We start from the raw sequence: 17,173 nt of genomic DNA, 5'->3' as shown, positions 1-17,173 counted from the left end.
CAATGAAAAAATTCAAAAAAATAGTTCTATGGGTTGTAAGTATTTTACTCGCCCTTCTGGCCGCAGGATTTATCTACATCAAGTCCAGCACTTATCATCCAACTCCTCAAGCATCAAACATTGGAAGACAAGCCGAAAAGGCAGATAATGCTTTGGTCTTTAAAGGCTATCCAGATAAACCCAGTGTTGTCTTTTATCAAGGTGCTTTGGTGGACAATGCAAGCTATAGTATTTGGGCCAGTAAAGTGGCAGAAGCTGGATATTCTGTTTATCTTCTTAAAGAACCATTGAATCTTGCCATTTTTAATCCTAACCTAGCTGAGAAAGTGATCAATTCTGAACATCTCTCACAATATATCGTTGGGGGGCATTCTTTAGGCGGAGTTATGGCAAGTCGCTTTGCAGCAGTTCATCAAGATAATTCAGCCTTAGAAGGTGTCTTTTTCCTTGCAAGTTATCCTGATCAAAAAGGGAGCTTGAAAGATTTTAATGGAAAAGTTTTATCTATCGTAGGCTCGAAAGATGGTGTACTTAACCAGTCTGCATATGAAAAGTCAAAAACCTATCTGCCACAACAAACCTTAAGTGTAACATTGGAGGGCGGTAATCATGCCGGATTTGGTAGCTATGGTGCCCAACAAGGCGACAACCAAGCCGGCATCTCAAATGAAAAACAACAAGAAGAAATCGCCACAGAACTCATCAAGTGGCTCAAAACTTCTGAAAAATAAAAGAGGGCTCTTATTTAAAGAGTTCTTTTTATTTGATTATTAAGGATAAAGTCAAAAAATGATGTAATAGCTAACTATACTCACACTTACAAGATAAGTAATAGAAAAAGACTGGATCAATAAGGCGATTTAAAACAGGTGTTATGTTAAAATTAAGAAAATACTAAAGAAAACGGATAACTTAGAAAAAGAGGAGGAGCATTATGAAACATTCTAGTAAACTAAAACCGATATTACTTGTTGGGTTGTTTATCATTGTGGTAGAAGCAATTGGGAGTTTATCAGGAATATTAGCTGGTGATATCAAATCGATTTATAACAACTTACAACTTCCGCCATTGGCGCCACCAGATTATCTGTTTGGTATTGTTTGGCCTATTCTCTATGCCTTGATTGCTGTAGCAGGTTTTATAGTTTTTCAAAATTTAAAATTAAGAAAGAGTGAAGCCCAGCCCGCTCTCTTGCTTTATGTCATCCAGTTATTCCTCAACTTTATCTGGAGCATTATCTTTTTCAAGGGTTATTTCTGGTTTGGAGTACTTGTTATCCTTGTTCTTGATATTGTGGTCTATCTTTGTATTAAGAAATTTTTCAAAATCAACCAATGGTCAGCAATCCTACTCTTGCCATACTTTGTCTGGATACTCTTTGCGACTTATTTGAGCTTGGCTGTCGCTGTTTTGAATTAGATAGCGATAAAATAAAAAAAAGAAACGGGATTTGATACTCGTTTCTTTTTATTTGAAATTCATATACAGAGTAGAAAATTCTATTCTTCATAGGTCAACTAACATTTTAAATTTTTCTTGGTGAAATTGAGCGACCTCAGGCTGAGCAGCAAGCAACAGTATTTCCATCGCTTTTTTTATCTGTTCTTTTCCTTTAAGTTTGTTTTCAAAATTATATACCCACAACCCTTTTACCGCCTTAAATAAATTTCTTAAGAGCATAGATTGAGCTAGATTGAGTTCTTCAACTCTTTTTATAAAATAGTGAGCTTCGTCTTTAAGTCCGTAATTTGAAAGGACAGTGATAACTTCTAGTATCACGTGAGACAGATGACGGTGATAAATTTCAGAATTAGACATCCCTTTTCCATATTGTTTTAACCTCTTCATAATGTTTAAAATATCTTGAGGGGCCAGTTGGTGCATGATGATGTAAAAAATAGAAAGTTCTTTTATACCAAATGCCTTGGTTTCGTATAAGAAATTGACGATTTCATTTTTTTCTTCTAAAGTTCCCTTTTTCAGTAGGAATTTTATGGTTAGGCAAAGATTTCTTTGCTTTGTTTGTTTACAAGTCATGTAAAGGTCTTTCAATTTTGGGGAATCATTGAATAGGATTGCTCTTTCTAATTCTTGCAATATATATATGGGATCAGTAGGAGAGTAGAAATTTAAATGGCTATCAAAATCAGATAAACTACAGCCCATGAGTTGTAAGGCTAAATCAATTTTTTCCAAACTAATCATGGTCAAACCACGTTCGAAATCAGACAAGGTCGAACTTGCTAAACCTACTTCGGAAAAATCAGATAAAGTAAATTTATTTTGTTTTCTCATATTTTTAAAAGTTATCCCATATTTTTGATAGACCAAATAAATTACTCCTACTAAAATTTAATATCAAACTTTATTATAATATAAAATTAGAAAATATGTATTTATTAATCCGAAATACCGGATATAAAAAATTTGAACGTCATTTATCGTTATAATCTATTAGTGATTTAAATCACTTCTAACAAAACAAATAGAATAAAAATTCTTAAAGATAAAATTAGAGGATAAAGACATCATACAAGTATATTATAAAAGGGGCTGTAATTCTTCGCGTCAAACACTTAAGTGGTTTAAAGATCACAGCATAACAATAAGCAAAGCTCCTATTGCCAAAATTTCAAAAGAAGATATAGTAAAGACATTATCAATGACAGATAAAGGTTTAGAAGATATTGTTAAACACCCAACGCGAAGTAAATCTGAGACAAGAAAAGGTATACTTCATTTATATGAATTGTCATTTAATGAAGGACTTGAGTATTTAAAACATAATACAAACCTCCTTCAAACACCGATTGTTTTAGATGATAATAAGCTTTTAGTTGGATATAACAGTGAAGAAATCAGGAAATATCTTCCGCAAAAGTACAGAAGGTATCATTAAGAAAAGTGTCAGTAAACCTGAGAATGTATCAGCCACTTTAAGATAAAATTGGAATAATAAAAGAAAATGACAAATAATAAGGCAAGAAAAAGTATCAATAACTTATGCTTTTTTAGACAAAAAATATGTAATATGAATGATTCGATCCAAGAAGAATACGAGCTGCTATTGAGGGAAGAAGTTTCAGGGAAATATGTGTTTCCAGAACAACTCTTTGATGAATTAATGTCAGATCGAGAATTACATAAGCTCTATATAGAAAAAATCAGTAAAATTTTGAATGATTTATTGAAAAAAGAGAAGACTATCTACTCTTTAAATATTGACTATCAAGAATTGTATTATTCTGAAACGATTGCATTTCTTGAAAGTTTCAATTATAAAGAAAAGCTGAAAATAGAGCTGACAGAACGGATTCCTCTTTATAGAAATAACCACTATTCAGAAATTGTTCCACGTGAGATAATAAAATCAATCAAGCAGATGGGCTATGATATTGCCTTAGATGACTTTTTATTGGGTGTTAATTCATTTAGGAGCTTAATTGACTTGCATCCCTACATATCACGAATAAAATTATCAACCTTGGAGTTTAAAAATATTCTTGAATCAGAACAACTCTCCAACTATTTATTAGCAATAGAGTCGATTATCACATCATTTGATAAAGAAATAGTTATTGAAGGCGTGGAAGAAGAAGCGCTTCTGAAAACTTTTCCTCAAGAGTGGAAACAGCAAAGTTACTATTACAGTATTCCACATCAGTTTTATTGAGAGGACTAGTTTATGATTTATGTCAATGATATTCAAGATATATTTGGAAGTAATTTTATTGTAAAAATGTTTTTAATTCCTGGCATTTTAGGAATGATTTATATTTTTAAATATTTAATTCGCCACTATAAATTAAATAAGAATAGTTTTTTTACCTATATTTTATATTCCACGAATTTCACATTTCTAATCATTGTTTTAAAATTATTATTTACCCAAATTGATAAAAACTCACCAGAAGGCGGACTATTAAGTGATACTTCATTAATTTTTGTTGTTGTGGCTATCGATTACTTTGTTGTATCCTACTATAAATACGTAGAATATGCAGTCATACCGTTATTTTTACTCTTTTATGCCTTGTATACTTACACTTATGGATTTGACATACGCTCAACTATGCTTGTCTTATTGGCACTCTTTTTATTTTGGACGAGTTTATACATCATTTCCAAGTACCGATTGCTTGTAACAAAAAAACGTTACTTCTATTTATTCGCGAGCTTTCCTATCACTCTATCTGTCATGCTCATATCTAGTTCCAGATTTCAATTTAGTTTAGGTTATTCTGTAGGTATATTTTTAAAAATATGCATTATGCTATTTATTGCTGAAAAAGTATTAGCGATTTTAAAGTTGATCGTTCAAGAATATTCTGAATTGAGGAAGTACTCCTACATGGATCCTCTTACGAATACTTATAATAGGAGAAAATTTGAGGAAACTTTACAAGAAATCATTGAAAGTCAGTATATGTCAGTTTTTACTGTCGTCCTTTTTGATGTGGATGCCTTTAAGCATATAAATGATACTTATGGTCATGCTGCTGGTGATTATGCATTAAAAGAGGTTTGTGAGCTTGTTAGGATTAAGTTAAAAAAAGAAAATACATCTGGTCAGTTATTTCGTTATGGAGGAGATGAGTTTTTCATCATATTTAGAAATAATCTAGAAGAAGAAGTCAAGGAGATTATGGAAGACATTGTTAATATGGTCTCAACTTATGATTTCGAGTATGAAAAAAGTAGCTTCAAGGCTTCGATATCGGTAGGAGCAGTTGAAGTAGTTGGCGCACAAGAGCAGCAAGAAATTATCAATGATGTTGATAAGAAACTTTATATTGCAAAGTCTAAAGGTAAAAATCAGGTCGTATATTGACAAGTAATACATCCTCTACACCTATACTCACCAAAATCACCAAGAAGATGTTAAAATAATATTGTACAAATAAATTTAATCATATTAAGTGAAAAATATCATAAATTTTAACTGGTCGAAGATTTAACGAAACAAGGCGATTGTGTAAGCATTGGCAATGGCCTTTTTATATGTCAACCAAAGTTAAATCTTACTTTTTGTGAAATAAGAAGTATTGATATTGGTGCTTAAAAGTAGAGGTTTGTGTACGTGCCATTTTTGGTAAATTATTTAATTTTTCTATTCTTGGAGGATTTATGAAAGAATACATGCAGAAGATGGGCCGATCGCTCATGCTTCCGGTTGCAACTTTACCTGTTGCAGCTTTATTTACGGGGATTGGATATTGGATTGATCCTACAGGCTGGGGCGCCAATAATGTATTGGCAGCCTTTATGATTCAAGCCGGGCAAACAATTCTGAATAACTTAGGATTACTCTTTGCTGTTGGACTGGCCTTTGGAATGTCCAAGGACAAAGATGGCTCCGCAGCACTGGCTGGCGTAGTATCTTTCCTTGTGCCAATGACTTTACTCAATCCTGATTCTGTGGCACTCTTGCAAAGAATTGATGTTGAAAGAGTAAATACTGCATTCACTAAGATTAACAATGGGAATGTTTTTATAGGGATTTTAGCTGGTCTAATCGCAGCAGCAGTCTATAATAAGTTCAGCAACACAAAACTGCCAATGGCCTTGTCTTTCTTTAGTGGCCGGCGTTTAGTGCCAATACTTACTGCAGTTATTATGGCTGCGATTTCAGCTGTTTTACTTTTCCTTTGGCCAGCCGTTTTCGGAGGTCTAACAACTTTTGGTAAAGCTATCGTTAACCTTGGTCCTTTAGGTGCTGGAATTTATGGATTCTCGAACCGCTTGTTAATCCCAACAGGAATGCATCACGCACTCAATAACGTTTTCTGGTTTGATGCTGCGGGTATTAATGATATTGGGAATTTCTGGAAAAACATCGGAACTCAAGGGATTACGGGCCGTTATCAAGCAGGCTTCTTCCCTATCATGATGTTTGGCTTGCCTGCAGGTGCATATGCTATTTATCGCAATGCACGTCCCGAAAAGAAAAAAGCAACAGCTTCACTTATGCTTGCTGCTGGTTTTGCTTCATTTTTCACTGGTGTAACCGAACCTTTGGAATTCTCATTCATGTTTGTTGCTTGGCCACTTTATGTGGTGCATGCGGCATTAACAGGAATTTCGATGTTTATTGCTGCGCTATTCCATTGGACCGCAGGTTTTAATTTCTCTGCAGGTCTCATCGACTTTATGTTGAGCTTACGCGTACCTATTGCGAACCAACCTTATATGCTTCTTGTGCTTGGTTTGGTTATGGCGGTCGTTTATTACTTTACTTTTGACTTTGTCATTAGGAAATTTAACATGATGACTCCTGGCCGTGAAGAAGGTGGCGAAGGTGAGGAAGATCCGGATTTATCTTCTGCAGATGAAAAATTTGCTTATCTTGCTGGCCGTATTTATCAAGGTCTTGGCAATGATAATCTTAAAACGGTTGATAATTGTACGACACGATTACGTTTGACTGTCGAAAATTCTGACTTAGTGGATCAAGCTGCAATCAAAGCAATTGGTGTACCTGGAGTGCGTGTTTTGGATAAAAAGAATGTCCAAGTCATCGTAGGTACAGAAGTGCAATTTGTAGCGGATGAATTGAAAAAAATTCAACAAACTGGAGAAGTTCCGAACCATATTGTAGCAACAACAGAAGAAGTTGTTCAACCAGATACTGAAGCAATCACGCAAGAAGTATTTGCTGTTGCTACAGGTAAAGTTATGCCAATCACGGAAGTTCCGGATCAAGTTTTCTCAGCTCAAATGATGGGAGATGGCTTTGCGATATTACCGACAAAAGAAGAAGTATTTGCACCAATTTCAGGTAAAATAACAAATATTTTCCCAACCAAACATGCAATGGGCATCCAAACAGAATCAGGCTTAGAAGTTCTTTTACATATGGGCTTAGATACGGTTGAGCTTAAAGGTGAGCCGTTTAAGTTAACTGTTTCTGAAGGCCAAGTTCTTAAAAAAGGCGATAAGATTGCTGATATGGATCTGCAAAAAATTAAAGCTGCAGGAAAAGGAACAGAAATTATTGTGGCTTTTACAAATACGGAGCGTGTAGAAAGTATCAATCTTACAAAAACGGGTAATGTCATTGCCAACCTCGTGATTGGCCAAGTTATAAGTAAATAAAGATAGAAGTGGAGTTAACTCCACTTTTTATTTGGCGCAAAACAGCATAAGGGAGTTTTCTCTTTCTAATTTTTTAAGTTTTTACTTGACTTTATAAGTTTACAAATGTAAACTATAGATATAGAGTTATTAAAAGAATAGAAAATTTAAGGAGGTTGAGATGGAAGAAGAACATAAAGAGCACATGCATCACGAGATGAACGATATGGCAGAAATGGACCATCATGATGGACATGATATGATGAACCATGGAGGGCATATGATGCACATGGGTAATATGGGTAAGAAGCTGAAAGTCAGCATTGCGCTCATGGTTCCTTTGCTTGCTATTTCAAGTATTGCTGGTTTTCAGCTGATAAGCTTTCAAGGCGATTCGATTGTCAGACTTATTTTAGGGTCCATTATTTTCTTCTATGGTGGCACACCTTTCTTTAGTGGCGCGCGTGGAGAATTTCAATCTCGAAAACCGGCGATGATGATGCTCATTACGATGGGAATTGTCGTGGCTTATGCTTACTCGGTTTATGCTACGGTTTTATTATGGACAGGTGGCGAGGCAATGGACTTTTGGTTTGAGCTCTCGACCTTGATTGTTATCATGCTGGCAGGTCACATTATCGAGATGCGCGCAGTTAGTCGTGCAGGTGATGCACTAAAAGACCTCGCATCCCTCATTCCTAAAAAAGCACATCTGAAAGACGGAAAAGATGTGGCCATTTCTGAGCTCCAAGTGGACGATATTCTTCTCGTAAAAGAAAACGAACGTATTCCAGCTGATGGTATTGTGACAACAGAAACGGCTCATTTGTCTATCGATGAATCGATGATTACAGGTGAAGCGCGTTTGGTCTCAAAAGAAGCAGGAGATACAGTTTACGGCGGTTCTCTAAACCAGAACCTCCCTTTTGAAATGAAAGTAACTTCTCTAGGAAAAGATTCTCTTCTGGCGCAAATTGCGCAATTAGTAGAGAAGGCGCAAAAGCAAAAGTCTGCCAGTGAAAACTTAGCAGATCGTGTAGCAGGTTGGCTTTTCTGGGCGGCATTGATTGTGGGGGTTGGTTCCTTTATTATTTGGATGATGACTTCTTCATTGAGCTTTGCACTTATGACTGCTGTTTCTGTCTTTGTCATCGCATGTCCTCACGCCTTAGGATTGGCTGTACCTTTAGTCGTGGCACGCCTAACTAATCTTTCGGCTAAAAATGGTTTGCTGATTCAAAACCGTACATCTCTTGAATCTATTAGTAAAATAAAATATGCCCTTATGGATAAAACCGGGACACTCACAGACGGAAAATTTAGTGTACGTCAAGTAGTCGATTTGGCTAAGGATGATAAGGTAGATATTCTACAAGTTATGGCCGCATTAGAAAGTGGTTCAACACACCCTATTGCGCTGTCAATTGTCAATGCTGTTGACGATTTGAAATTAGAAGCAGAAAATCTGGAAAATATTCCTGGTGTAGGCTTGAAAGGTACTGTTCAAGGAAAAAATTACAGTATCGTCTCTTACGCTTACCTCAAAGAAAATGGAATTACGGTTGATGAGGCAGAAGTTCAAAAGGTCTTTGACCAAGGTCTGACTGTTTCCTTCCTCATTTCGGATAAAACACTTTACGGTTTTGTCGCTTTAGGTGATTCCCCAAAAGAAGATGCGAAATTCTTTATCGAAGAATTGAAAAAACGTGATATCATACCTGTAATGTTGACTGGAGATAATGAAGCTACCGCAGAAAAAATTGCAAAAAATCTTGGTATTGCGGAATATCGTGCTGAATTAAAACCAGAAGATAAAGCAAAGATTGTCCAAGATTACCAAGAAAAAGGTGGTGTTCTCTTTATTGGTGACGGTGTCAATGACTCACCTGCGCTTGCTACAAGTGATCTCGGCATTGCGATTGGAGGCGGAACATCTGTCGCTATCAATACAGCAGATGTTGTCCTGGTCAACTCACATCCGAGTGATGTTTTAGCACTGATTGAGATAGCTAAACGCTCTAATCGTAAGATGAAACAAAACCTTTGGTTTGGAGCGGGTTATAATATCATTGCTATTCCTGTTGCTGCCGGCATTCTTTACCCAACCTTTGGTATCTCTATTGATCCATTGGCTGCTGCAGTATTGATGAGTATCTCAACAGTAATTGTCTCAATCAATGCGATGGGACTAAAATATGAAAGACCACAAGAAAAATAAAAAAAACTCCTATTTAGGAGTTTTTTTAGATTTGGTAAGAATACATCCGTAACATCTCGTCTTCATCTTCCGCTTGAACAAAGCCAATAAATTCCCAACCGTAGCGTTCATAAAGATGAGTATGGTCAGTGACAAGATAGAGCCTATGAACCCCTTGCATCTTCATATCATCGCAAGCTTCTTGGAGTAACTTTTCCGCAATCCCTTGACTACGGAATTCTTTTTCCACATACAAAGCACAAATATTAGGCGATAAATCTTTACGATTATGAAAATCATTTTCAATAATTCCAAGGCCACCAATAATTTCTGATTCATGGATCATCATATACCATTGCGGAATGGTTTCTGAACCTTGGAGGCAAGCCTCCATGCTTTCTTGATAGGCAGAAAGTGGAATTTCCCATTTCTGGTGAAACCAGTTTGCAGCTTGTTCAAGCTTTTTCTTATGTTCCCGGAGTTTTATGATTTGCATGCAGTTCTTTACCCTTCAGTTTAACTTTAACTTATTTTATCATATCTTTTGAAATTATTGCCTCATACTTGTCAGCAGATGTTTTATATGTTATTATATGTCGTATAGTATCATATTATACAACATATAATATGCTATGAAGGAAAAGGAAAGGACAATTATGGATATTCAAATTCCAACCTTACTTCTAGACGGGACAGTGCTTTCTTTGTTGAATAAGAAAGATATGTATGGCTATGCGTTGACAAAAACAGTACAAGCCCAACTTCCGATTAGTGAATCAACCATGTATCCTGTCTTACGTCGTTTAAAAAAGCATGAGCTTTTAGAAAATTATGACGAGCCTTATGAAGGTCGCATGAGACGTTATTATCGGATAACAGAGAATGGACGCCAAGAGCTTCAAAAAATAACTGCTGACTGGCAGCAATTCCGTAATGCCATGGATAAACTTTTAGTAGAAGGAGAACTCGAAAACGATGAATAGTTATTTAGAGGCTGTGCAGGCCCATCTGACAGATCTACCTCAAGAAGAAAGTAGAGACTTAATCGCTTATTATCAAGAATACTTTATTGAGTCAGGAATGACACTTGAGGATATAACAGCACAGTATGGAACACCAAAACAATTTGCTACCAAGCTCAAACTCAGTTATTTCTTAGACCAAGATGATCACGCGCAAGAAGAAGAAAAAAGTATACCCGCTAAATCACGCTTTCAGCTGGTCTGGCTCATTATACTTGGTCTTTTTGCTTCACCGCTTTTGGTACCCTTGGCACTTGCCATTCTTTTACTTATTCTAGCCTTGTTAATGATGCTATTAGCTCTCCTCTTTAGCCTGTACATGCTTGATGTTTCACTCGTGTTTGGTGGATTATTCTCCTTCATTTCTGGACTTGGTGTCATCTTCAGTAGTCCAATGACAACACTTGTCTTTAGTGGACTTGGTCTTTTGCTTTTTGGGTTGGGAATCCTTATCAGTCCTTTTATTCTTTTCCTCACAAAATGGCTGTGCCTTCGTTTTCTTGGAATGATTAAATGGTTGGGGCGTAAATTAACTCAAAGAACCAAACGCGATCAGAAAGGAGGAGTCTTGTGAAAAATAAAAGAACAATAGTTGCCGCACTGACTATGATTATTTCTGGCATTATTCTTTTAGGTATTGGCTTAGCTGCTGGAGGTAAAACGAGTCTTGTCTGGAAAGAAGGCCGTCCTCAAATTTCTCATCTTATTTCTACAGAACAGACTTTTGCTACAGATAAAGTAAAAAATCTGATTATCAACAGTAAAGATGCGGATTTAGAAATTATCTCTGGCTCAAGTCTGAAAGTTGAGAGCCACTTGCTTGATCAGAAGCCTGAGATTAACCTTCAAGGTAAAACTTTGAGTTTTGAGGCGAGAAAAAGCACCTTTGACTTCAATTTAGGGCTTAATTTTGGTAAAATGGGTCAGGAAAAAATAATTGTCACTGTACCAGAAAATATGAATTTTGAGAAAATCATTATCGACGGTACATCCGGACAAAAAACCTTGCGAGATTTGAAAGCAGATAGTCTCAAAATTAATCTTCGAGATGGTGGCCTTTCCTTAGAAAGGATTAAAGGAAACCAACTCACGTTGAATATTAGTGATGCTGCGTGGCAATTGCGTGATTTGACTTTGTCGGGACATTTTAAAGTAACTTCTAATGATGGGGCATCTGTTTTAGAACGTGTGACAGCAGAAAGTATGGATTTTGCTTCAAATGATGGTGCAACTATTTTTGAAAATCTTCATCTGAAAGAACGTAGCAAAATTGTTAAAAAAGACGGCCAATTGAAAATAATAAACAGTCAATTGCCGGGGATAAATGTAGAGGCAGAAGAACTTTATGTAAATCATGTCAAAAAAGAATTTCCTTATCAAACGGGAAATCAAGAGACAGCTTTGACAGTCAAAGTTACAGATGGCAGTTTCTACCTCATTAATGAATAGGACATAAGGAAAAATGGATTTAAATTTTATTGAACTTTTGAAAATTATTTTTCTCGGCATCGTCGAGGGAATTACAGAATGGCTTCCCGTATCAAGCACAGGGCATATGCTTTTAGTGGATGCCTTCATTCACACCAACATGACACAAGCTTTCAAAGATATGTTCTTTGTAGTCATCCAATTAGGTGCAATTATTGCAGTTATTGTGGAATTCTGGTCACAGATGAATCCTTTTGTTAATGTTGAAGGAAAAGGTGTACGGATCAAACGCTCTGTCTTTAACATGTGGGTTAAGGTTGTAGTGGCTTTCCTTCCGTCAGCTGTATTTGGCTTATTCTTAAATGATTTCTTAGAAGAAAATTTTGGGACACCATTGACAATTGCCATTATGCTGATTGTTTATGGTATCGCCTTTATCGTGATTGAACGTTGGAATAAAACACGTGTACCAAAAATCAATACAATGAAAGAAATTACCTATCAAACTGCACTAATCATCGGGATGTTCCAAGTCCTCTCAATGATTCCAGGGACATCACGATCAGGCGCAACAATTGTGGGTGCTTTGCTTATTGGAGTTTCACGTGTCGTTGCTGCCGAGTTTACTTTCTTCCTCGCAGTACCCACTATGCTTGGCGCCTCTGCCTTTAAACTCTTGAAATTCGGCCTTCACTTTAGTCTCTCAGAAGTGATTGCCCTTATCGTTGGAATGGTTGTCGCTTATGTTGTATCTATCTTCGTTATTAAATTCTTGATGAGCTACATCAAACGCCGTGACTTCCAAATCTTTGGTTGGTACCGTATTGCGCTGGGGATTATCGTTATCCTCTTCATCCTTGTGGGTGTAATTTAAAACACAGATCAGAAAAACCTACCCTGCTTAAGGCCATGTAACTTAAGTAGGGTAGGTTTTTATTTTGGATTTTTTTAAAGCCTAAATACAAACAAAAAGATCAATTTTTACTTCACTTGTATTTTGGAAATGATTTGAGCAGCTTCGTAATCAAATGAAATAGGTATTTCTATTGTCTGCATGCTGTCTAGTAATTTTTGCGATTCCTCCTTAACCCATGAAGGATTTTTAAGGTATCTTTCATCTTGATAATGATTTGGATCTTTATAAAAATTTATTGAACCGTCATGATTAGAACTATAGGTAATAATAGTTGTTCCGGCCATCGTATTATCTTTGCTAAAGGATAAAGTAACAGTTTCTTGAGGAAGAACTACAGAGCCTTCAAAAGGAAAAATCTGATGATTTTGTCCATTTTTAGTAACATCGATAGATACAGGTTGATAATCCCCTTTATAATAATGAATTATTGCTTCTGTTACGCGCGCATATTCAATTTGTTCAGCGCTATAACCTTCAAATAAAGATGAAGAAGTTTGTTCAGTTTCCTTTTCTTCAGATGTAGGAGTTGATGTAGGGATACTTTCCAAAGCACTTGATGCTTGGGTTTCTGTTGTCTTTACGGTGCTCTTATTAGTACTTGAAACTGGAACATTTTTTGTTTCAGTATTTTCTTTTTTGACATCTTTACATCCACTAAGTACAAAAACTCCTATTAATGCTATCGATAATAGTATGGTCTTCTTCATAATTCCTCCAATATAGTTTTTACATCCGTTATATTTTAGTGTAACAAAATATTATAATTTTTAATATCATAAACCTTTCAAAAAATTAAGAAAAGAAAATCTCAGTTCAATTATTTGGTCAAGGCATCATAATTTGGTATATTAGTATTGTACCAAGCGGTAGGTAAAATGATTGGAGCGTGTAAAGTGTCAGAAGCAAAAGAAAAAATCATTGACAGCAGTAAAAAGCTTTTTTGTCAAAAAGGTTATGCCTCAACTTCTATCCGAGATATTCTCGAGGACTCGGGTACTGGAAAAGGACAACTCTATCATTATTTTTTATCAAAAAAAGAAATCTGTTTAGAAGTGATTCGTTCTCATAGTAATGACTGGGAAACACAATGTTTTGATCCCTTATTGCGCCAGATGGAGGACCCCAAGCAAGCCTTGCTAGCAATGCTAAACTGGGAAATTCAGGTGCATGTGGATGAAACACAACATTATGGTTGTGCTGTAGGAAACCTAGTCGTTGAACTTGGTGCGAGTGAAGATAAAGATTTTCGTGAGTTGTTAGGACAGCTTATGGAGACTTGGACAGCATTGATTCAAGCTAGGATTGTGGAAATCACAGGTTGGACTCAAGCGCGTTCTAAAACGCAAGCTCAGCATATCATCTCAACGATACAAGGAAGTCTCCTGCTACTGAAGCTTACACAAGACTGGTCAGTTTTTGAAAACGGCTTGGATCAATTAGGAAAAGAAATTAAGGCACTTGCTTAAACAATAGGAGGAAAAAAGCATGAAAATTATATTTGACAAAACAGTAAGCGAAAAATTAGCGAAATTTGATAATGCAGATTTTGTATTGGATTTTGACCACGAGTTGAGTGAAAAGAACGAGGCTATTGACGCATGTGCGGGCGGTATCTCACGTTACCGTATCCTTGCTATTGACAAAGGCAAGTTGCCAGAGGCTTTTGATGCACATATGGATTCAGAATTTGGCCCTGTTTACTTCAAAAAATGGGGGGAAATGTTCTGGAGCGCCCAAGATTTACAAGCTAAAGTGGAAGGCAGTTACAACCTCATTGCTTTGAAGACAGACGGAGAATATTTGAGCCATAATCTTCTCATCGTTGACTATAGAGGCAAGCTTTAATATGGAGAGAAGGACATTTAAGAATTTAATTATTGGTTTTGGGAAGGCAGGGAAAACCCTTGCTAAATCATTGGCCAATAAAGGGGAAACAGTAGCAATCGTAGAACAATCTACGCGGATGTATGGGGGAACTTGTATTAATATTGGCTGTATTCCGTCTAAGTCGTTAATTGTAAATGGCCAAAAAGGTGAAGCTTTCACCGAGGCAGTCCTTCAAAAATTCAGCCTGGTCGAAAAGCTGAATAAAAAGAATTACCATATGATTGTGGATGAACAAAATGCAACTGTTATTGATGGGAAGGCAAGATTTCTTTCAGACCATGAGGTCGAAATTTCCGAAGAAGGAAAGCCGATAATGCTTGTTCAAGCTGAACGTATTTTTATCAATACGGGTGCGCGTGCTATCCTTCCTTCGATCCTTGGCATGTCGGAGAGTAAAAATCTTGTGACATCGACAGGATTGATGGACTTACAAGAAAAGCCTGAGCATCTTCTGATTGTGGGGTCTGGCTATATCGGACTCGAATTTGCAGCCATGTTTCTGTCTTATGGATCAAAGGTAACGATTATTGACTCACACGATATATTTTTGCCGCGTCAAGATAGAGATGTTGCGAAGCGCGTGAAGCAAGATTTAGAAGACGCTGGTGCTGTCTTCAAGCTCGGCTATGAAATAAATGGTGTTTTTGATCGTGATGAAGCAAGTATCCTCAATATTACAAAAGATGGTCAAGCAGAAGAAGTACAGGGAAACAAGATTCTTCTTGCTACAGGTCGTAAGCCCAATACTTCTGGATTAGGTTTAGAAAATACTTCAATCAAAGTTGGCGAGGCAGGACATATCTTAGTGAATGAAAAGCTTGAAACCTCTGCTCCAAATATTTGGGCTTTGGGTGATGTACATGGTGGACCACAATTTACTTATACGTCATTGGATGATTTTCGTATCATTGAAAGTCAACTTTATGGCGACAAATCTCGGACATTAAGTAATCGAGGTGAGTTAGCAAGTAGTGTTTTTATCACACCAACTCTGTCTAATATAGGCTTAACAGAAACAATAGCTCAAGCTCAAGGTACCAAATATCGATTGTTCCGTTTAGAAGCTACATCTATTCCAAAATCTGCAGTACTTGGACAAAGTAAAGGGCTACTTAAAGCATTAGTAGACCCAGAAACACAAGAAATATTAGGTGCAACTCTTTATGCTGAAGAATCACATGAAGTGATAAATATTTTATCGCTTGCGATGAAAGCAAAAATACCTTACACCATGTTACGAGATCATATCTACACTCATCCAACCATGAGTGAAGCTTTAAATGATCTTTTTGCTCCGGCAAATGAAGTGAAACTATAAGAAAAAAGCCCTTGTTTAAGGGTTTTTCTCTTAACATAAAAAAAATAAAAGTCGGATATAGGATTACCCAAAGTCAACAAAAGATAATCTGCATTATAATAAATAAACAATTAAAAAGAGGTGAAGTATGAGTGAGATGAAATTAAAAACAAAGATGATTCACGGAGGTATCAGTGAAGATGCTACCACAGGGGCTGTTTCTGTTCCGATCTATCAAGTGTCGACCTATAAGCAAGATGGTCTCGGGCAGCCCAAAGCTTATGAATACTCGAGATCGGGGAACCCAACACGTCATGCCTTAGAGACACTTATTGCCGACTTAGAGGGTGGTGTCCAAGGCTTTGCTTTTGGTTCAGGTTTGGCTGGCATTCATGCCGTTCTTTCTATTTTTAAATCAGGGGACCACTTGATTCTAGGTAATGATGTTTATGGGGGAACTTTCCGCCTCATGGATAAAGTCATGTCTAATTTTGGTTTGGAATATGACTTGGTAGATTTAACAGATATTGATGCTTTAAAAGATAAGATTAAAGCATCAACTAAGGCAATTTATTTTGAAACACCTTCTAACCCCTTGATGACTGTCTTAGATATCCAAAAACTTGCAGATATTGCTAAGGAAAATAATCTACTGACCATCGTTGATAATACTTTTGCGACACCTTACTTCCAACGTCCTTTAAGTTTAGGTGCGGATATTGTTTTGCATTCCGGTACGAAGTACCTGGGTGGACATTCCGATGTTGTTTCCGGTCTTGTCACCACAGATAAAGAAGAATTAGCTGAGCGTATCGCCTTCATGCAAAATTCAATTGGTGGTGTTTTAGGTCCTCAAGACAGTTGGCTAGTTCAAAGAGGGATCAAAACTTTAGCACTTCGTATGGAAGCTCATGCCAAAAATGCTCAAAAAATTGCAGAGTTCCTTGATGCATCAGAGGAAGTAAGCAAAGTATATTACCCAGGTCTCCCGCAAGATCCAGGACATGAGATTGCTTCTCAACAAATGTCTGGCTTTGGAGGAATGCTTTCTTTCGAACTTAAGGATGAACATAAAGTAAAAGACTTTGTCGAAGCTCTAGAATACTTTACTTTAGCTGAATCACTCGGAGGTGTGGAAAGTCTGATTGAGGTACCTGCAGTGATGACACATGCTTCAATACCGAAAAAGATTCGTGAAGAAGCTGGCATTAAGGATGGACTGATTCGCCTATCTGCCGGTATCGAAGATATCCAAGATTTATTGGAAGACTTGAATCAAGCCTTTGCGAAAATTAACTCTTAAAGCACCACTAGGTGTTTTTTATTATGTAAAAAGAGGAAAAACTCTTTT

At 36.6% G+C, this 17,173-nt stretch carries 18 protein-coding genes; 15 read left to right on the top strand and 3 right to left on the bottom strand.

The genetic code is table 11. The annotated features are described in order from the left end of the window. Positions 1-2: 2 nt before the first annotated feature. On the top strand, positions 3-731 hold the full coding sequence (locus J0J33_RS07690) for an alpha/beta hydrolase (RefSeq protein WP_206887373.1): 729 nt from the start codon (positions 3-5) through the stop codon (positions 729-731). Positions 732-934: 203 nt separating this feature from the next. Then, positions 935-1,420 (top strand): TspO/MBR family protein, encoded by a 486-nt coding sequence (locus tag J0J33_RS07685; RefSeq protein ID WP_019293975.1) that lies wholly within the window; start codon positions 935-937, stop codon positions 1,418-1,420. 87 nt (positions 1,421-1,507) lie between these two features. Here the strand turns inward: J0J33_RS07685 and J0J33_RS07680 are convergent, their stop codons facing one another. Then, the gene (locus J0J33_RS07680) at positions 1,508-2,332 is read right to left on the bottom strand and encodes an Rgg/GadR/MutR family transcriptional regulator (RefSeq protein WP_046401147.1); all 825 of its coding nucleotides are present in this window, start codon (positions 2,330-2,332) and stop codon (positions 1,508-1,510) included. Between the two features lie 175 nt (positions 2,333-2,507). On the opposite strand from J0J33_RS07680, the gene J0J33_RS10955 reads away from it, so the two are divergent. The 5 genes from J0J33_RS10955 to J0J33_RS07655 all read left to right on the top strand — a co-directional run bounded on the left by J0J33_RS10955 (position 2,508) and on the right by J0J33_RS07655 (position 9,293). Beyond that, positions 2,508-2,900, top strand: a complete 393-nt coding sequence (locus J0J33_RS10955; RefSeq protein WP_328288145.1) for an ArsC/Spx/MgsR family protein — start codon at positions 2,508-2,510, stop codon at positions 2,898-2,900. Between the two features lie 66 nt (positions 2,901-2,966). After that, complete coding sequence (locus tag J0J33_RS07670) at positions 2,967-3,674, top strand: EAL domain-containing protein (RefSeq protein ID WP_206887372.1); 708 nt, start codon at positions 2,967-2,969, stop codon at positions 3,672-3,674. A 12-nt stretch (positions 3,675-3,686) separates the two neighbouring features. Next, on the top strand, positions 3,687-4,832 hold the full coding sequence (locus tag J0J33_RS07665) for a GGDEF domain-containing protein (RefSeq protein WP_086582610.1): 1,146 nt from the start codon (positions 3,687-3,689) through the stop codon (positions 4,830-4,832). 296 nt (positions 4,833-5,128) lie between these two features. Further along, positions 5,129-7,096, top strand: a complete 1,968-nt coding sequence (gene nagE / locus J0J33_RS07660) for an N-acetylglucosamine-specific PTS transporter subunit IIBC (protein WP_206887371.1) — start codon at positions 5,129-5,131, stop codon at positions 7,094-7,096. A 160-nt stretch (positions 7,097-7,256) separates the two neighbouring features. After that, positions 7,257-9,293 (top strand): copper-translocating P-type ATPase, encoded by a 2,037-nt coding sequence (locus tag J0J33_RS07655; RefSeq protein ID WP_046401177.1) that lies wholly within the window; start codon positions 7,257-7,259, stop codon positions 9,291-9,293. A gap of 25 nt (positions 9,294-9,318) precedes the next feature. Here J0J33_RS07655 and J0J33_RS07650 read toward each other — a convergent pair whose 3' ends face one another. Beyond that, positions 9,319-9,768 (bottom strand): GNAT family N-acetyltransferase, encoded by a 450-nt coding sequence (locus J0J33_RS07650; RefSeq protein WP_206887369.1) that lies wholly within the window; start codon positions 9,766-9,768, stop codon positions 9,319-9,321. A gap of 160 nt (positions 9,769-9,928) precedes the next feature. Here J0J33_RS07650 and J0J33_RS07645 point away from each other — a divergent pair, with 160 nt between their 5' ends. The 4 genes from J0J33_RS07645 to J0J33_RS07630 are packed head-to-tail and all read left to right on the top strand — an operon-like array spanning position 9,929 to position 12,596. After that, on the top strand, positions 9,929-10,255 hold the full coding sequence (locus tag J0J33_RS07645; protein ID WP_046401179.1) for a PadR family transcriptional regulator: 327 nt from the start codon (positions 9,929-9,931) through the stop codon (positions 10,253-10,255). Continuing rightward, positions 10,248-10,868 (top strand): DUF1700 domain-containing protein, encoded by a 621-nt coding sequence (locus tag J0J33_RS07640; protein WP_086582608.1) that lies wholly within the window; start codon positions 10,248-10,250, stop codon positions 10,866-10,868. The genes J0J33_RS07645 and J0J33_RS07640 overlap by 8 nt, the downstream gene beginning before the upstream one ends. Further along, positions 10,865-11,743 carry a DUF4097 family beta strand repeat-containing protein gene (locus J0J33_RS07635; protein ID WP_046401181.1) on the top strand — a complete coding sequence of 293 codons (879 nt, stop codon included), beginning with the start codon at positions 10,865-10,867 and terminating at the stop codon, positions 11,741-11,743. The genes J0J33_RS07640 and J0J33_RS07635 overlap by 4 nt, the downstream gene beginning before the upstream one ends. A 13-nt stretch (positions 11,744-11,756) precedes the next feature. Further along, complete coding sequence (locus J0J33_RS07630) at positions 11,757-12,596, top strand: undecaprenyl-diphosphate phosphatase (protein ID WP_019293965.1); 840 nt, start codon at positions 11,757-11,759, stop codon at positions 12,594-12,596. A gap of 107 nt (positions 12,597-12,703) precedes the next feature. Here J0J33_RS07630 and J0J33_RS07625 read toward each other — a convergent pair whose 3' ends face one another. Further along, positions 12,704-13,345, bottom strand: a complete 642-nt coding sequence (locus tag J0J33_RS07625; protein ID WP_019293964.1) for a hypothetical protein — start codon at positions 13,343-13,345, stop codon at positions 12,704-12,706. A gap of 186 nt (positions 13,346-13,531) precedes the next feature. Here J0J33_RS07625 and J0J33_RS07620 point away from each other — a divergent pair, with 186 nt between their 5' ends. The 4 genes from J0J33_RS07620 (at position 13,532) to J0J33_RS07605 (ending at position 17,125) form a co-directional block, all read left to right on the top strand. Continuing rightward, positions 13,532-14,104, top strand: a complete 573-nt coding sequence (locus J0J33_RS07620; protein ID WP_046401182.1) for a TetR/AcrR family transcriptional regulator — start codon at positions 13,532-13,534, stop codon at positions 14,102-14,104. Between the two features lie 19 nt (positions 14,105-14,123). Beyond that, positions 14,124-14,483, top strand: a complete 360-nt coding sequence (locus J0J33_RS07615) for an iron-sulfur cluster biosynthesis family protein (RefSeq protein WP_019293962.1) — start codon at positions 14,124-14,126, stop codon at positions 14,481-14,483. 1 nt (position 14,484) lies between these two features. Continuing rightward, the gene (locus tag J0J33_RS07610; RefSeq protein ID WP_046401184.1) at positions 14,485-15,843 is read left to right on the top strand and encodes an FAD-dependent oxidoreductase; all 1,359 of its coding nucleotides are present in this window, start codon (positions 14,485-14,487) and stop codon (positions 15,841-15,843) included. Between the two features lie 127 nt (positions 15,844-15,970). Further along, entirely contained in the window at positions 15,971-17,125 is a 1,155-nt protein-coding gene (locus J0J33_RS07605; protein WP_046401185.1) for a cystathionine gamma-synthase, read from the top strand. The last annotated feature ends 48 nt before the right edge of the window (positions 17,126-17,173 follow it).

Origin of the sequence: Lactococcus sp. LG1267 (genome assembly GCF_017309545.1) — a bacterium.
GTDB lineage: Bacteria > Bacillota > Bacilli > Lactobacillales > Streptococcaceae > Lactococcus > Lactococcus petauri.
The sequence above is the reverse complement of the archived record's forward strand: the minus strand, read 5'-3'. Positions and strand labels throughout refer to the sequence as shown.

Coding starts and splice junctions, on each gene's coding strand:
- J0J33_RS07670 (WP_206887372.1), top strand. CDS start 2,967: ATGACAAATAATAAGGCAAGAAAAAGTATCAATAACTTATGCTTTTTT.
- J0J33_RS07685 (WP_019293975.1), top strand. CDS start 935: ATGAAACATTCTAGTAAACTAAAACCGATATTACTTGTTGGGTTGTTT.
- J0J33_RS07605 (WP_046401185.1), top strand. CDS start 15,971: ATGAGTGAGATGAAATTAAAAACAAAGATGATTCACGGAGGTATCAGT.
- J0J33_RS07610 (WP_046401184.1), top strand. CDS start 14,485: ATGGAGAGAAGGACATTTAAGAATTTAATTATTGGTTTTGGGAAGGCA.
- J0J33_RS07630 (WP_019293965.1), top strand. CDS start 11,757: ATGGATTTAAATTTTATTGAACTTTTGAAAATTATTTTTCTCGGCATC.
- nagE (WP_206887371.1), top strand. CDS start 5,129: ATGAAAGAATACATGCAGAAGATGGGCCGATCGCTCATGCTTCCGGTT.
- J0J33_RS07640 (WP_086582608.1), top strand. CDS start 10,248: ATGAATAGTTATTTAGAGGCTGTGCAGGCCCATCTGACAGATCTACCT.
- J0J33_RS07645 (WP_046401179.1), top strand. CDS start 9,929: ATGGATATTCAAATTCCAACCTTACTTCTAGACGGGACAGTGCTTTCT.
- J0J33_RS07690 (WP_206887373.1), top strand. CDS start 3: ATGAAAAAATTCAAAAAAATAGTTCTATGGGTTGTAAGTATTTTACTC.
- J0J33_RS07665 (WP_086582610.1), top strand. CDS start 3,687: ATGATTTATGTCAATGATATTCAAGATATATTTGGAAGTAATTTTATT.
- J0J33_RS07625 (WP_019293964.1), bottom strand. CDS start 13,345: ATGAAGAAGACCATACTATTATCGATAGCATTAATAGGAGTTTTTGTA.
- J0J33_RS07615 (WP_019293962.1), top strand. CDS start 14,124: ATGAAAATTATATTTGACAAAACAGTAAGCGAAAAATTAGCGAAATTT.
- J0J33_RS07650 (WP_206887369.1), bottom strand. CDS start 9,768: ATGCAAATCATAAAACTCCGGGAACATAAGAAAAAGCTTGAACAAGCT.
- J0J33_RS07655 (WP_046401177.1), top strand. CDS start 7,257: ATGGAAGAAGAACATAAAGAGCACATGCATCACGAGATGAACGATATG.